The sequence below is a fragment of the Gordonia alkanivorans genome (genome assembly GCF_004011905.1).
In the GTDB taxonomy this organism is placed as follows: Bacteria; Actinomycetota; Actinomycetes; order Mycobacteriales; family Mycobacteriaceae; genus Gordonia; species Gordonia alkanivorans.
Map to the genome: position 1 here is coordinate 4,507,277 of NZ_CP027114.1, position 12,191 is coordinate 4,519,467.

The 12,191-nt window shown below is 67.8% G+C and carries 10 protein-coding genes, 1 tRNA gene and 2 pseudogenes; 4 read left to right on the forward strand and 9 right to left on the reverse strand.

Translation table 11 applies throughout. The features are described 5' to 3' along the window. Positions 1 to 27: 27 nt before the first annotated feature. Positions 28 to 834 (forward strand): annotated as a pseudogene (locus C5O27_RS20485) (LLM class F420-dependent oxidoreductase); the annotation flags it as partial. Here C5O27_RS20485 and C5O27_RS20490 read toward each other — a convergent pair. The 3 genes and pseudogenes from C5O27_RS20490 to C5O27_RS20500 form a co-directional block, all read right to left on the reverse strand. Beyond that, positions 802 to 2,645: pseudogene (locus tag C5O27_RS20490) on the reverse strand (oxidoreductase); the annotation flags it as partial. The pseudogenes C5O27_RS20485 and C5O27_RS20490 sit on opposite strands and share 33 nt — an antisense overlap. A gap of 81 nt (positions 2,646 to 2,726) precedes the next feature. Then, positions 2,727 to 3,152, reverse strand: coding sequence for a DUF5994 family protein (locus tag C5O27_RS20495; protein WP_035755660.1), 426 nt, complete (start codon positions 3,150 to 3,152; stop codon positions 2,727 to 2,729). Positions 3,153 to 3,361: 209 nt separating this feature from the next. Then, positions 3,362 to 3,437, reverse strand: a tRNA-Ala gene (locus C5O27_RS20500). 90 nt (positions 3,438 to 3,527) lie between these two features. Here C5O27_RS20500 and C5O27_RS20505 point away from each other — a divergent pair. After that, positions 3,528 to 4,277: a hypothetical protein gene (locus tag C5O27_RS20505; RefSeq protein ID WP_081790174.1), complete on the forward strand. Its 750-nt coding sequence runs from the start codon at positions 3,528 to 3,530 to the stop codon at positions 4,275 to 4,277. A 75-nt stretch (positions 4,278 to 4,352) separates the two neighbouring features. Here C5O27_RS20505 and sepX read toward each other — a convergent pair whose 3' ends face one another. The 5 genes from sepX to C5O27_RS20530 form a co-directional block, all read right to left on the reverse strand. Beyond that, positions 4,353 to 5,549, reverse strand: a complete 1,197-nt coding sequence (sepX, locus tag C5O27_RS20510; RefSeq protein WP_127963518.1) for a divisome protein SepX/GlpR — start codon at positions 5,547 to 5,549, stop codon at positions 4,353 to 4,355. Between the two features lie 127 nt (positions 5,550 to 5,676). Continuing rightward, on the reverse strand, positions 5,677 to 6,105 hold the full coding sequence (locus C5O27_RS20515) for an SIMPL domain-containing protein (RefSeq protein WP_419773235.1): 429 nt from the start codon (positions 6,103 to 6,105) through the stop codon (positions 5,677 to 5,679). A 13-nt stretch (positions 6,106 to 6,118) separates the two neighbouring features. Continuing rightward, positions 6,119 to 6,775: a GNAT family N-acetyltransferase gene (locus tag C5O27_RS20520; RefSeq protein ID WP_040004022.1), complete on the reverse strand. Its 657-nt coding sequence runs from the start codon at positions 6,773 to 6,775 to the stop codon at positions 6,119 to 6,121. A gap of 38 nt (positions 6,776 to 6,813) precedes the next feature. After that, positions 6,814 to 8,118: a molybdotransferase-like divisome protein Glp gene (gene glp, locus C5O27_RS20525; protein WP_006357820.1), complete on the reverse strand. Its 1,305-nt coding sequence runs from the start codon at positions 8,116 to 8,118 to the stop codon at positions 6,814 to 6,816. 93 nt (positions 8,119 to 8,211) lie between these two features. Further along, positions 8,212 to 9,153 (reverse strand): UTP--glucose-1-phosphate uridylyltransferase, encoded by a 942-nt coding sequence (locus tag C5O27_RS20530; RefSeq protein WP_042378629.1) that lies wholly within the window; start codon positions 9,151 to 9,153, stop codon positions 8,212 to 8,214. Between the two features lie 134 nt (positions 9,154 to 9,287). On the opposite strand from C5O27_RS20530, the gene C5O27_RS20535 reads away from it, so the two are divergent. Then, the gene (locus C5O27_RS20535) at positions 9,288 to 9,866 is read left to right on the forward strand and encodes a 5-formyltetrahydrofolate cyclo-ligase (RefSeq protein ID WP_187346473.1); all 579 of its coding nucleotides are present in this window, start codon (positions 9,288 to 9,290) and stop codon (positions 9,864 to 9,866) included. Positions 9,867 to 9,955: 89 nt separating this feature from the next. On the opposite strand, the gene C5O27_RS20540 is transcribed toward C5O27_RS20535, so the two are convergent. Further along, the gene (locus C5O27_RS20540) at positions 9,956 to 10,273 is read right to left on the reverse strand and encodes an FmdB family zinc ribbon protein (protein ID WP_127963519.1); all 318 of its coding nucleotides are present in this window, start codon (positions 10,271 to 10,273) and stop codon (positions 9,956 to 9,958) included. A gap of 239 nt (positions 10,274 to 10,512) precedes the next feature. Here C5O27_RS20540 and C5O27_RS20545 point away from each other — a divergent pair, with 239 nt between their 5' ends. After that, entirely contained in the window at positions 10,513 to 12,084 is a 1,572-nt protein-coding gene (locus tag C5O27_RS20545) for an alanine/glycine:cation symporter family protein (protein WP_042378636.1), read from the forward strand. The last annotated feature ends 107 nt before the right edge of the window (positions 12,085 to 12,191 follow it).

The following is a 12,191-nucleotide window of genomic DNA, read 5'->3' on the forward strand; positions in this document are numbered from 1 at the left end:
GAGAGGTCGACGGGAGGCCGTGCGGTCATGCGCCTAGGGATCACGAGTCCGGTCCTGGTCCAGCACCCGAGCACCCGCTCGGACTGGGAACAGGCGGCGACCATCGACGACGTCGCCCGGATCGCGCGACGCGCGGACGACCTGGGCTTCAACCACATCACGTGCAGCGAACACATCGCGGTACCCGTCGAGGTGGCCGAGGTCCGGGGCGGAACCTACTGGGATCCGTTGGCCACGTTCGGATACCTTGCGGCCGCCACCAACCGGCTGCACCTGGTCACGAACGTTCTCGTGCTGGGCTACCACCACCCGCTGGAGATCGCGAAGCGATACGGAACCCTCGATCGGGTCAGCCGCGGCCGTCTGGTGCTGGGCGTGGGCGTGGGCACGCTCAAGGAGGAGTTCGACCTCATCGGGGCACCGTTCGACGATCGCGGCGCCCGCGCCGACGACGCGATCGCGGCCCTGCGCGCATCGTTGTCGACGGCCCGGCCGGAGTACCACGGGCGCTTCTACGACTATGCGGACCTGGTGGTGGAGCCGCACGCCGTGCAGGATCATGTGCCGATCTGGGTCGGCGGCCGCACCAGGCGGTCGCTGCGCCGGGCCTGCGCGCACGGTGACGGCTGGGCCCCGTTCGGTCTCGGTTCGGACCAGCTGCGCACGATGCTGGCGGACGCCCCGATTCCACCGTCGTTCGACGTGGTCCTGTCCTCGCCCCGGGCCCTCGATCCGCTCGGTGCGCCCGACACGGTGACGCGGACCCTGAACGATCTGCGCGACGCGGGTGCGACCATCGCCGGCGGTCCATCGGCGCGGAAGGGCCATCGGCACGCCCAGTTGCTGTCCGGCTTCCACCAGGGTCACGTTTCGTCCCCGCTCGGCCAGGAACTCCGAGAGTTCCAGTCCGACAAGGGAACCACCGATCACCACCACGTCCTTCCCCATCGGCAGGAACGCGCGGGTCACGGTCCGGATGGCCTTCGGACTCCTGGTGATGCCGGACAATCGGCCCAGTCGGCCGGCCATCCGGAGGAACCACGACACCTGCGAGAGGTCCCCGCTCCCGGTCATCACCGCGCGCAGCGAATCGCCGGTGTGCACATGGGGCAGATGTCCACCGGGCACGTCCGGCCGGTCGCGCACCGCACCGGTGGCCACGATCACGACGTCGGGGGCGAGGGACCCGACCGACTCCTTCGTGGCCTCGGTCCTCAATCGGATGTCCACATCGAGTCGCTCGACCTCGTTCTTCAGCCACCGCAGCAGCCGATGATTGTCCGGGGTGGTCAGGCTCGAGAACCACAGCGTGCCGCCCAGACGATCGCCCTTGTCCAGCAGGGTCACCCGGTGACCGCGTTCGGCGGCCACCCGCGCGGCTTCGAGTCCGCCGGGACCCGCACCGACGACCACGACATGCTTCGGGCTCGCGGTGCGGACCAGCGGGAGGACGGTCTCGTCACCGAGCGCCGGATTGACCGCACAGACCGGGGTGCCGTCCCAGAAGTTCTCCTGCACACAGACATAGCAGTTGATGCACGGGCGAATCCGCTCCGGCCGTCCGGCACGCAGCTTCGACACCAGGTCGGGGTCGGCGAGCAGTTGCCGACCCATCGCGACGAAGTCGGTCTTTCCCTCGGCGATGGCGGCCTCGCCGACCTCGGGAAGCATCCGGCCGACCGTGATGACCGGGATGGACACCGCCTTCTTCACGTCCGCGGCGAGCTCGACATAAGCCCCGACCGTGTCCGGCAGTGGGCCGTCGGTGAAGTTGGAGAACGGGTTCCGGCCCCAGCCGGTGACATGGATGGCGTCGGCACCGGCGGCCTGGAACAGCTTCGCCGCGCCGACCGCCTCCTCGGGGGTCAGGCCGCCCTCCTCGCCGAACTCGCGACCGGCGACGCGGACGATGACCGCCAGCGAGTCGCCGACCCGCTCCTTGACCGCGGCGATGACCTCGCAGGCCAATCGGGCCCGGTTCTCCAGCGATCCGCCGTAACCGTCGGTCCGCTGGTTGTCGGCGCGACTCAGGAAGCCGCCGAGCACATAGCCGTGCGCGCAGTGGATCTCCACCGCATCGCCGCCCGCGGCCTGCACCCGGCCGGCGGCATCGGTGAAACACCTTACGAGCCAGTCGATGTCGTCTTGCGTGGCCTCGTGGTAGGTGGCCGACTTTCCGCCGGACACGGCGGCCATCTTCTGGAGTTCGGCTGGAGTGTTGTCCGCCAGGGCGGACAGGTCACGGGAACCGGCCGGTGTCGAGGCAACGAGGAGCGGACGGTCGTCGATCGTGTCGATCCGCGCCACCCGGCCGTGGTGGGTATCTGGACGCACAGCTTGCTGCCTTCTGCATGCACCGCGTCGGCCAGGGCCGCGAGACCCGGGATGAAACGGTCCTCGGACAGTCCTGGTTCCTTGGTGCTGGCGCACCCGACCGGATAGGCCACCGCACAGCAACCGGTGATGATCAGGCCCGTACCACCAGCGGCGCGAGCCGCGAAATGGGCGACATCACCCTCTTCGATCTCGCCGTCGACGCACAGGTTCATGTCCATCGCAGGCAGGACAACGCGATTGGGTACCGCCATCGGGCCGATGGCGCCGGGCGCGAGCAGGTGGGCATACCCGCTGGATCGGATCTTCACCACCGCACGGTAAATCGTGGTCGCAGCGTCCGGCGCGAACGGGTCCCGGTCATCGGGACGCCCGGGTGCAGACGTCGGGCGTCAGGACGTGGAGAGCGACCGGCGCGCGAGTTCCAGAATCCGTTCCGCACGACGAAATTCCAGCGAATGCAGCTGACTGTCCGGGGACACGGTGTTGCTTGCCTGACGCAGCAGGATCGCGGCCAGCGACGATGCGGTCCGCGGTGGGATGACCAGAAGCGTCACGACGACCCCGCCTGCGGTCAGTGTCATCAGCGGGGGCGTCATGGGAGAGTCCGGCGAATCCAACCCGGGGATGCGGCGGAAGCTACTCCAGTTGACGTCCATCCCGGTGACGTCGCCGATCTGTGGTCGAGCCGCGGCGAGCACGCCGGGCAGCTCGTCGGCGAGCTGGACCGTGTACGGGTACCACGCGCCGCCGATCGGCGCCGACGGATCTATACCGAACCGCACCCGGGGCGGTCCCAGAAGCGGAGGGACGCTCATCGTCGCACCGCCTCGACGACGACAACGATGCTGAGGGACTCGGAGGTCACATTCCCACCTGACGTGTTCACCAGACGGAGAGTGGACTGTCTACGGTCTGACACCGGACAGGCCGACAGAGATCTGTCGGATGTTCGATCCGGATACTGAGAAGGTTACCCCGGCAGCGCGACGGCGCGCCCGGCGGCTCGGCATGACCGGCGTGAGAGTGGTGGAGCTAAGGGGAATCGAACCCCTGACCTACTCGATGCGAACGAGTCGCGCTACCAACTGCGCCATAGCCCCGGAGGGTCGTCGTGCGACCAACCGGGAGCCACTTTAGCAGCCCCACCGCGGTGGATCCCAAACGCCTGGACTCATGGCTAGGCTGGGCCGGTGCCTCGGATGTCTGATCAGCAGTTGACCGGTGTTCTCAGCAACGTCGTGGGGGTGATCAACCCCGTTCTCGACGTGCTCGCCGAACGCGACCCGCTCGGCCTCAAGGGCCACACGTTCCACGACCACGACCACCCCGATTCCCGCATCGAGCAGGCTCAACACGCGGCGGCGAAGCTCCTCGACGTCGCCGACTGGCCCGGCACCAAGGGTTGGAGCGAGCGGTCGATGCAGAAGCGCGCCAGCTGGTGGGTGACCCGCATCGGGACGCTCAACACCGGTGCGGTCGCCTTCCCCGGCGTCTTCGGCATCTGGGCGAAGCGCCTCCCGATCACGCCCTACCTGGGGTTCGCCAACCAGGCGATGGTGCTCGTCGCGATCGCCCGCGAGTACGAGGTGACCGACCGCGGCCGTCAGGTCGCGCTGCTCGCGTCCGTGCTGTGCGGGCGGGACATCTCGACACCCGATCTGTCCTCGGAGTCCGGTGCTCCCCTGCCCACCGAACCCGAGGAACGCAAGAAGTCGCTGTTCCGCGGGATCTGGGACGCCGCGAAGCTGCTGCGGGCCGTCGACGACGAGTTCGAGAAGCGCCCCCAGCCGATGATCCTGTTCCGCATGCTCGGGTACATCCCGGTGGTCGGCGCGCCGGCGACCTATCTCGGTGAACGGTTCGCCCTCTCCACGGCCGCCAAACGCGGTCAGGCGTGGCTGGATTCGCACGGGAAAGCGTCGCTGACCAAAGGTCGCTGAAACGAGTCAGCAGTAGGTTTCGCTGAGCGAAACCTACTGCTGATCGAGTTTGCTGCTGTTCGGGTCTTCTGCAGGTCAGCCGACCCGGCGGAACTCCAGATCCTCGCGGTCCATGCGACGACGCTGGAACGGCGGCAGGTGTTCGAACACGGGGTCCTCGTCGTCGATCTCGAGAACCACTGCGCCACCGGGGCGTCGGAGGCGCGGAGGCGGCGGTGCGGCGGCGAACTCGGGTACCGCGGCGGCGCGTCGACGACGCTCCTCTTCGGCGCGCTGCGCACGCTTGGCACGGGCGAGTCGCTGAGCCCGGATCTGTTGCTCCACCTTCACGGCCCGACGCAGATACGCGAGGTAGCCGACCAGCATCAGGCCGACGAGACCCGTCGCGACCCAACCGGTGGTCCCGATCAGGAAGCCGGACACCAGCGCCAGGATCAGGAGTGCGAACAGACCCAGCGTGACCCGCTGGCGCTCGCGGTACTTCAGTTCGCGTTCCTTCTCCGAGGAGTAGACGTTGCGTCGACCCCGCTCGGGCTGCGGCTTGCGCGCAGCCGGACGATCGTCTTCCACCTCGTCGACGACCGCTTCCGGCTCGGCCTCGGTGTGCCGGGACGCGCGGGCGTAGTCGTCGTATTCGTCTTCGTCGAGATCGTCGGTCGCGTCCTCGTACTCGTCGGTCTCCGAGTCCTCGTACTCGGCGTCCTCGTACTCGGCGTCTTCGTGCTCGGCGTCTTCGTACTCGGCACCGTCGTCGTACTCGGCGACGTCCGAATCGTCCTCGTACTCAGCTTCTTCGGAGTCCTCGACCTCGAGATCCTCAGCCTCGTCGGTCAGATCGTCGTCGGCTTCGGCGGTTTCGTCGTCCTCGACATCGTCGGTGACATCGTCGGCCTCGTCATCAGCGACGTCCTCGGTATCGTCCGTGGCCTCGACCGTCGGCTTCTCCGCCTCGACGTCCGCGACGCGCTGAACCTTGGTGGTGACGTCGGCGTCCTCGGTTTCGGTCTCGGTGTCGTCCTCGACCTCGTCGACGACGGCGGTCGCGGTCGCGGTGCGAGAGGACTTCCAGGACGGGTCGTGCGGGTGGCGAGCCGACGAGCGGCGTCGCGCGGTCGACGGTGCCGTGGCGCGCGAACCACCGCGGTGGAGCAGTCGCGTCTTCTTCGCGGCCTCGGTCGATTTGAGGATCTGGGGACGACCCTTGATCACCATCGGGACCAGCACGAAGAGCCAGACCGCGACGAGACAAACCCACAGTACGGAGTTGGGCATGCGACTCTCCCTTCATTCACTCTGGTCACACGAGGCCACTCCACAATCTAGGGCCCGAAAGTCCCAGTTCCGCGCAGACGCGCCGGAGCGCGACCATGTCGGTGCGGATTCACATGCCGCTCTCACCTCACTCGGCACGAAACCGTAGCTTCACTCGGCGCGGAAACGCGCGTCCACCGCGACGCCAGCGGACATGGTCGACCGCCACCCCCTCCTCGCCGGACCAGGTGTCGATGAACTCCGACAGCTTCTCGAAGTCCACGAACTCGGCGTCGAGACGAATGCGGGTGTTGTACATCGGGTCCCGCGGCTCACCGTCCTGCGAGTAGGCCCGGGACGAGTACACCCGTACCGATTCGGCGGTCCACCGGTTCACCGCACCGGCCGACTCGAGCTCGCCCAGAGCGCCGGTGATCCGCGAATGCAGTGCCACCGCAGCCTCGTACACGGTCGCTTTCACGGGACCTTCGAGATGGACGGCGAGGTCGATCACGCCGCGTTCCGGGGCGTACCGACCGCGTGCGTTACCGCGAACCACGATTTCGAGATCAGTCATGCCGCGAGCTTAGTTATGAAAAGGACGCCCGACCCGAACGGACCAGCGCCTCGGCCGCGGACCCGACGACCTCCTCGGCCGTCAACGCGAACAACATGTGGTCGCGCCAGCGCTTGTTGACGTCCATATACCGGACCAACAGGCCTTCCTGTCGAAAACCGATGTTCTTCAACACCTTTTGGGACGCCTCGTTGGCCGGCTGCACCGTCGCGTCGAGCCGGTGCAGCCCGACCGGACCGAAGCAGTGGTCCACGCCGAGTGCGACGGCCGCCGTCGCGATGCCCTGGCCGGCGTGCGCGTTGTCGACCCAGTAACCGATCCACGCACTGCGGACGGCTCCGCGCTGGATGTTGCCGACCGTCAGCTGCCCCACGTACTGATCGTCGAGCTCGATCACGAACGGCAGGATGGCGCCGCGCTTGGCCTCCGACTTCAGCACCGCGAACAGGGGCGGCCACGACGCGGGCTGATGGCGGTCCGCCCAGCTCCCGACGCCGGTGGGTTCCCAGGGCAACAGCGAGTTCTGGTTACGGATGCGCAGTTCGCTCCAGTTCTTGCCGTCGCGGACCTTCACCGGGCGCAACGTGACCGTCCCGGCCTTGGTGCGCAGCGGTCCGAGGGTCGCCGGCCAACCCGGGCTGCCCGCACTGCCGCTCAACCACCTGAACACGATGAGTCAGTTTAAGCGCAATCACGCCCCGGATGCGGTCAGCCGCGCTGGGCGAGGAACGCGACCTCGACCTCGTCGCCGGTGCTCATCTCCTCGACCTCGGGGTCGACCATGATGAGACAGTTCGCCTCGGCGAGTTCGGCCAGCAGGTGCGACGAGCCGGTCGGCGACGCGCCGAGCACCTGGACGAGGTAGTCCCCGGTCCGTTCGTCGCGCATGAGCTGTCCGCGGAGGTATCCCTTGCGACCGCGCACCGAGGCGATCGGCCCGATGGTGCGGGCCTTGATGATCCGACGCATCGGCTGCCGCTTGCCGAGTGCGATGCGGATCAGCGGGCGCACCATCACCTCGAAGGTGACCAGCGCGCTCACGGGGTTCGCAGGCAGCAGGAAGGTCGGCACCTCGTCGCGACCGAGCCGGCCGAAACCCTGTACCGATCCGGGGTGCATGGCCACGCGGACGATCTCGAGTTCACCGAGGTCGGCGAGGGCGTCGGCGATGGCCTTCGACGCACTGCCGCCGACCGCGCCGCAGATCACCACGATCTCGGACCGGATGAGCTGCGCCTCGACCACCTCACGCATCCGGGAGGCGTCGCGTTCGGCGATGCCGACCCGGTTGACGTCGGCGCCGGCGTCGCGCGCGGCGGCCGCGAGGGCATAGCTGTTGACGTCGTAGATCTGTCCCGGTCCGGGAGTGCGGTCGATGTCGACGAGTTCGCTGCCGACCGAGATCACCGAGAGACGCGGTCGGGGATGCACCATCACGCGCGACTGTCCGACGGCGGCGAGCAGACCCACCTGGGCGGGACCGATGATCGCGCCGGCGCGGACCGCGACATCACCGGGCTGCACGTCGTCGCCGACCCGGCGCACGTAGTTGCCGCTCTCGACGCCGTGACCGATCTTGACCTTCTGATCGCCGCCGTCGGTCCAGCGCAACGGCACGACCGCGTCGGCGAGCGTCGGCATCGGCGCACCGGTCTCGACGCGGACGGCCTGGCGCGGTTGCAGTCGGGTCGGGGTCCGCGACCCCGGGCCCACCTCCCCGACCACGGGCAGCGACACGATCATGGGCTCGCCCGTCTCGAGGTCGACGAGTTCGGCACCGTTCGGATCGAAATCCTCGAGATCCTCGGGCGCCAGAACACCGGCCAGGGCCACGTCGACCGCACGCACCGCGTAACCGTCGATGGCCGCCTGGTCGAAACCCGGCATCGGATGTTCGGTGACCACTTCCTCCGCGCACATCAGACCCTGCGCCTCGGAGATCGCGACACGCACCGGCCGCGGCGCCACCGCGGCGGCGGTCACGAGCGTCAGATGATCTTCGACCGACCGCATCTCACCGCACTTCCCGCACTGCTCGATACAACACAGACGAACGGTATCGGTCCCGCGCGCCGGAACGGCCGAGGCGCGCGGGAGCCCGGGCGATCAGCTGTCGGCGAGCCTCTTCTCGAGCCACTCACGCAGATCAGGGCCGTAATCGTCCCGATCGAGCGCGAAGTCGACGGCGGCCTTGAGGTAGCCACCCGGGTTACCCAGGTCGTGGCGGGTACCGCGATGCACGACGACGTGCACGGGCTCACCCTCTTCGATGAGCAGCGCGATGGCGTCGGTGAGCTGGAGCTCGCCGCCCGCGCCCGGCTTGATCCGACGCAGCGCGTCGAAGATCTTGCGGTCGAGGATGTAGCGTCCGGCCGCGGCGAGATTCGACGGCGCGTCCTGCGGCTCCGGCTTCTCGACCATGCCCTTGAGCTTCATGACGTTGGGGTTGTTGGCGTCGGGCAGCGGCTCGACGTCGAAGACGCCGTAGGCGCTGATGCGGTCCTCGGGGACCTCGATCGCGCACAGGACCGAACCGCCACGACGCTGCCGCGTCCGGGCCATGACCTCCAGCACGCCACCGGGCAGGACCAGGTCGTCGGGCAGCAGCACTGCGATGGCGTCCTCGTCGTCGTCGAGGCGGTCCTCGACGCAGCCGACGGCATGGCCGAGGCCCAGGGGCTTCTCCTGGACGACCGATGCGACCTCGAGCAGGTTGGGCGCCTTGCGGACCTTGGCCAGCATCGCTTCTTTACCGCGCTTGGCGAGGGTGCTCTCGAGGACGAGGTCTTTCACGAAGTGCGCGACGACGCCGTCCTTGCCGGGCGAGGTGACGATCAGCAGGCGCTCCGCGCCGGCCGACTTGGCCTCCTCGGCGACCAGCTCGATGCCGGGGGTGTCGACCACCGGCAGCAGCTCCTTGGGCACCGTCTTGGTGGCGGGCAGGAAGCGCGTCCCGAGACCCGCTGCCGGGACCACCGCCGTGCGCGGGATCGGCGGGGTGTTGGGTACGGATTCGTACTCACTGAAGCCATCTTTGGACGCAGTCATGAAACCACCCTAAGACAGGTGTCCCCGAGCGGCCGGACGGACAGCAGTGACCCAGACCTCACCCGTACCGGGGTCGAGGTCCGATACAGTTCGGGCGTCGGCGAGCCACCCACGGCATGAAGGACGGTCGCGTCGTGCGAACCCTGAAGGATCAGCGGCGAGAGGAAGCCGCGAACCGTCGGTCGGGCATGTCGGCGGTCGCGCGCGAGCGGGCTGCCGACAACCTCGCCGAGTGGATACACACCTGCCCGTTCCGGCTCGAGTACGACGTCACCGTCGCGGCCTACGTGCCGGTCGGCGACGAGCCGGGTTCCACGGCGATGCTCGACGCGCTCCTCGATCGCGGCGTGACGGTGCTGCTGCCGGTGGTCCCCGCCGGCGAACCCGCCCCGCTCGACTGGGCGCGCTACACCGGTCCCGGCTCTCTCGCGCCGGGGCGCTGGGGCCTGCTCGAACCCACCCACGACCGTCTCGGTGTTCCCGCGATCCGCGCGGCGTCGGTGGTCCTGATCCCTGCCCTGTCCGTCGACAAGACCGGCGTCCGCCTCGGCCGGGGCGCCGGGTATTACGACCGCACCCTCGTGGGACTGTCCGCGGACCTCGTCGCCGTCGTCTACGACGAGGAACTCGTCGACTCCCTGCCCGCCGGCGACCACGACGTCGCCGTCGGCTGGGCGCTCACCCCGGGCGGCGGATTCCAGGAACTGGGCTGATCTCCGGCCGGTCCTGAGACGACAGAACCTGGGCGGCACGTCCGGAAACGATCCTGCCCAGGTTCTGCTGTGAAGTTGTGCGCGACCCGTCAGGCGGGTGTGGCGGCCTTGCTGTCGGTCTTGGTGGTACTGCTCGAGCTCGCGGACGAATCCGACGAGGACGAGGAGCTGCTCGACGTCGAGCTGTCCGACGACGAAGACGACGACGCGGTGTCCGAAGAGGACGAACCCGACCGCGAGTCGGTGCGGTAGAAACCGCTCCCCTTGAACACGATGCCGACCGAGTTGAACAGCTTGCGCAGGCGACCGGTGCACTGCGGGCATTCGGTCAGCGAGTCGTCGGAGAACGACTGGACGATGTCGAACTTGTTGTCGCACTCCGTGCAGGCATACGAGTAGGTGGGCACCTGAACCTCCGAAAGTCAGTAAACGCTGACAAGTGTAACCGATTTTGGCACTCCCACATTCCGAGTGCTAACGCCGGGTCCGATGACGACGCCGATGCCCCCTCGATGGGACAGTTCGGGCGACATCAGGCAAGGTGTTTTCCACACTGCGGCCACACCCCGGTCGTTCACCTGCCAAACTACCGTCACCTTCCGATGGCCTGAAGCAACCAGGGCTGCTGACCTATCGCTGGAGTGAGATGACCGACTTCCTCAACGACCTCAACAGCCTGATCTGGAGCAATCCCCTGATCTACCTGTGCCTCGGCTCAGGCGTGTACTTCTCCATCCGGTCACGCTTCATGCAGATCAGGCAGATCCCGGAGATGATCCGCGTGATGATCCGCGGCGAGAGCTCGCCGGACGGGGTGTCGTCGTTCCAGGCACTGATGATCTCGCTGGCCGGTCGCGTCGGCACCGGCAACATCGCCGGCGTCGCCACCGCCATCGCCTTCGGTGGCCCCGGCGCACTGTTCTGGATGTGGGCGATGGCCTTCCTCGGCGCGTCGACCTCCTTCGTGGAGTGCACGCTCGGCCAGATCTACAAGACCCGCGACCGCCTCACCGGTGAGTACCGCGGCGGCCCCGCGTACTACTTCAGCCAGGCCTTCGCTCACACCAAGGCGGCCCCGTTCTTCAAGATCTACGGACTCCTGTTCGCCGCGGTCACCGTGCTGGCGTGCGGCCTGCTCATGCCGAGCGTCCAGTCGAACTCGATGGCTGTCGCGATGAGCCAGGCCTGGGGCATCGCCGACTGGGCCGCCGCCATCGGCATCGTGATCATCCTCGCCTTCGTCATCATCGGCGGCGTCAAGCGCATCGCGACCTTCGCGTCGATCGTCGTGCCGTTCATGGCGGTCTTCTACATCCTGTTCGCCCTCGTCGTCGTCTTCACGAACGCCTCGCAGATCCCCGAGGTGCTGCGACTGATCTTCGCGAGCGCCTTCGGCGTCGACGCGGCGTTCGGTTCGATCATCGGCGCGGCTGTGATGTGGGGCGTCAAGCGCGGCATCTACTCCAACGAAGCCGGCCAGGGAACCGGACCGCACGCCGCGGCCGCCGCCGAGGTCTCCCACCCTGCCAAGCAGGGGTTCGTCCAGGCCTTCGCCGTGTACATCGACACGCTGTTCGTCTGTTCGGCCACCGGCTTCCTCATCATCTCGACCGGGGCATACCGGGTCTTCGAGGGTGAGAGCGCCGACGGCGCGGTCCTGTCCGACGGCGGACTGCTCCCCGATGTCGTCGACGTCGGCCCGACCTACGTTCAGGTGGGTTTCGACAGCGTGTGGAGCGGCGCGGGGTCGACGTTCGTGGCGATCTCGCTGGCCTTCTTCTGCCTGACCACGATCATCGCCTACTACTACATGGCGGAGACCAACCTGCGGTTCCTGCTCGGCAAGGCCGCAACCGTCTACATCCGCCCGCTGCGCAGCACCGTCGGCTCCAACCTGACGATGCTCCTGCAGGCCCTGATCCTGTTCTCCGTCGCCTACGGCGCGGTGTCGACGGCCAAGGACGCGTGGACCCTCGGCGACATCGGCGTCGGCCTGATGGCGTGGCTCAACATCCTCGGCATACTGGTCCTGCAGCAACCCGCGTTCAAGGCACTGCGCGACTACGAGCGCCAGAAGAAGCAGGGCAAGGACCCGATCTTCGACCCGATCGCGCTCGGCATCGTCGGAGCGACCTTCTGGGAGACCTACGAGCACAAGGATCGCTTCCGCGAGGAGAAGCCGATCCCGAGTTCGGAAGGTTCGAGCCCCGACGTCTAGACGGTATGGGTGACTCCCCGATGGTGTGTTGGGGGGTTGCGGGCCGGAGCCTCACGCACAAAGACTCGTGGGTTACCGAGCAGGAGGCGCCTGCCCGGCCTATCCGA

Coding starts and splice junctions, on each gene's coding strand:
- C5O27_RS20495 (WP_035755660.1), bottom strand. CDS start 3,152: ATGAGCGTCCCTCCGCTTCTGGGACCGCCCCGGGTGCGGTTCGGTATA.
- sepX (WP_127963518.1), bottom strand. CDS start 5,549: ATGCCCAACTCCGTACTGTGGGTTTGTCTCGTCGCGGTCTGGCTCTTC.
- C5O27_RS20515 (WP_419773235.1), bottom strand. CDS start 6,105: ATGACTGATCTCGAAATCGTGGTTCGCGGTAACGCACGCGGTCGGTAC.
- glp (WP_006357820.1), bottom strand. CDS start 8,118: ATGCGGTCGGTCGAAGATCATCTGACGCTCGTGACCGCCGCCGCGGTG.
- C5O27_RS20530 (WP_042378629.1), bottom strand. CDS start 9,153: ATGACTGCGTCCAAAGATGGCTTCAGTGAGTACGAATCCGTACCCAAC.
- C5O27_RS20545 (WP_042378636.1), top strand. CDS start 10,513: ATGACCGACTTCCTCAACGACCTCAACAGCCTGATCTGGAGCAATCCC.